Origin of the sequence: Sutterella sp. (assembly GCF_052272535.1) — a bacterium.
GTDB lineage: Bacteria > Pseudomonadota > Gammaproteobacteria > Burkholderiales > Burkholderiaceae_F > Sutterella.
Map to the genome: position 1 here is coordinate 1 of NZ_DAVZJY010000316.1, position 2,117 is coordinate 2,117.

Sequence of the window (2,117 nt, forward strand, 5' to 3'; positions counted from 1 at the left end):
ACCACGAAAACCGGCCGAGGGAGCCCACGAATTTATTCGTTGGGAGGAATCGGTCGAAAGGTCGTTGAGATATATCAAGTTCTGAATATGTTGAGTGCACGCAAATAATATATAGTAGATGTATCTATTATGCGCCCAGGTGAATTCATGCCCGATGAATATCAGCATAAAAAAGGGATCGTCTTCAAAAACCAATATCACGTCATCTTCTGTCCGAAATATCGCCGGAAGGTGCTGACTGACGGTGTGGACGTCCGCCTCAAGGAAATCCTCCTTGCGGAAGCCGGCCAGCTTGAGGTCGCCATCGAGGCGATGGAGGTCATGCCGGACCATGTGCATCTCTTCCTCAGCTTCGATCCCCGTCTCGGAATTCACAAGGTGGTCAAGGCCCTCAAGGGCGTCTCCTCCCGAATCCTGCGCGAAGAGTTCCCCTGGCTCAAGGGGCGCATCCCCTCTCTGTGGACGCGCAGTTACTTCACCTGCACCGTCGGCAGCGTCAGTGAAGAGGCCGTCAAGCAGTACATCGAAGATCAGAAGAAGGTGTGACCATGGCTCGGAAGAAGGACAAAAAGGATCCTGGCGGACGCTACGTGCTCACTCTGGAAGCGAGCCTCACCAAGGCTCAGTACAAGCAGGTTGATGCAATGTCGGAGGTCTGCCGTCAGATCGAGAACACCGTCAAGGGGCTTCTTCTGAAGAAATGGCGGGGCATCAAGGGCAATCCGCAGTGGCGTGCGGCGTTGGCCCGTCACGTGGAGCTTGCCCACCGGCAGCAACGTACCGAGGCGGAGCTTGCCGAGATGAAGGCGCTCAGCGCGACGATACGGGAGATTGAGCGCTCCTTCGGACTCTCCGAATACGACATGCACAAGGTCGCGGCGAGCGTCAACGCGCATTTCGGGAGGAAGATTTCGATCAACGAGGCCCAGAGGGCCGCGACGACGGCCTGGCGAGCCTTTGAGAAATACCGTTATGGAGATGCCCTGAAGCTGCGTTTCAAGCGGAAGGGCGAGCCCGTGACGATTGAGAACAAGTCCAACGATTTCGGCCTTCGCGAAAAGGACGGTCGACTCTTGACCAAGAAAAAGTTCTCGGCACCGCTGATTCTGAAGAAGGTAGACCGCTATGCGGAAATGGCGGTGCAGGAAGAAACCTGCTATGTGCGCCTGATTCCTCGTGAAATCAGAGGCCGTCGGCGCGCCTTCGTGCAGATCGTCAAGAAGGGGACGCCGCCCGCCAAGAAGCGCACCGTCGGACCTGTGGAGCAAATCGTGGGAATTGACATCGGGCCGTCTTCCGCCGCCGTGCATGCAGCCGGGACGAAAAAGGCGATGCTCAGGCCGCTGCCGACCGGTGAGCGCGAGCGTGAGGAGGCGCAGATTAAGAACCTTCAGAAGAGGATCGCACGTTCCTTGCGTCTGACGAATCCGGACTGCTTCGACGAAAACGGCGCATGGAAGAAGGAAGCGAGACCTCATCCCTCGAAAAAGTGCCTCAAGGCTCAGGCGGCCGTCCGCGACCTCCGCCGCAAGCAGGTGGCCCGCAGAACCTCGGAAACAAATCAATTCGCCAACGATGTCTGCGCACTGGGCGGAAGCATCCTGGTGGAGGATCACGGCGTGAAGGGATGGGTCCGTCGAGCAAAAACTACTGCGAAGAATCCCAAGAACGGCCGCATCCGTAGCAAGAAGCGCTTCGGCGGATCCGTCAGACGGCATGCGCCTGCAGCGTTTCTGAACGCCATTGAGCAGCGGGTCGCAAGAGTGCCGGTCTCGAAGGGAAGCCCCGGGAAGCTGCTGAAGGTGAACGCGCGCAGGGTCAAGGCGTCACAGCTCAATCATGCCACCGGGGAGTGTGCCAAGAAGAAGCTCTCGCAGCGTTGGTTTAAGGTGGACGGGCATGAGGTGCAGCGCGACCTCTACGCAGCCTTCATCCTAAGTCATGTTCCGGCGGATCAGCTCGACAAAGTTGATCTGGAGGCCTGCCACCGGGATTGGGAAGCCTTTTTGAAGGCGCATGAGGCGGTCGTCGCCGATCTGGACAAGGAGCTGACTACCGTCTGAAAAAAAACACCGCCGAATACTTCGGTCGTCGAGGATTGACTGCGCCGAGACGTT

General features: G+C 57.8%; 2 protein-coding genes. Both read left to right on the forward strand.

Annotation, left to right across the window (positions count from 1 at the left end; genetic code table 11):
• Positions 1-147 precede the first annotated feature (147 nt).
• Positions 148-546, forward strand: coding sequence for an IS200/IS605 family transposase (gene tnpA, locus ACT6Y9_RS10620; protein ID WP_298745239.1), 399 nt, complete (start codon positions 148-150; stop codon positions 544-546).
• A 2-nt stretch (positions 547-548) separates the two neighbouring features.
• Entirely contained in the window at positions 549-2,063 is a 1,515-nt protein-coding gene (locus ACT6Y9_RS10625) for a hypothetical protein (RefSeq protein WP_443744508.1), read from the forward strand.
• The last annotated feature ends 54 nt before the right edge of the window (positions 2,064-2,117 follow it).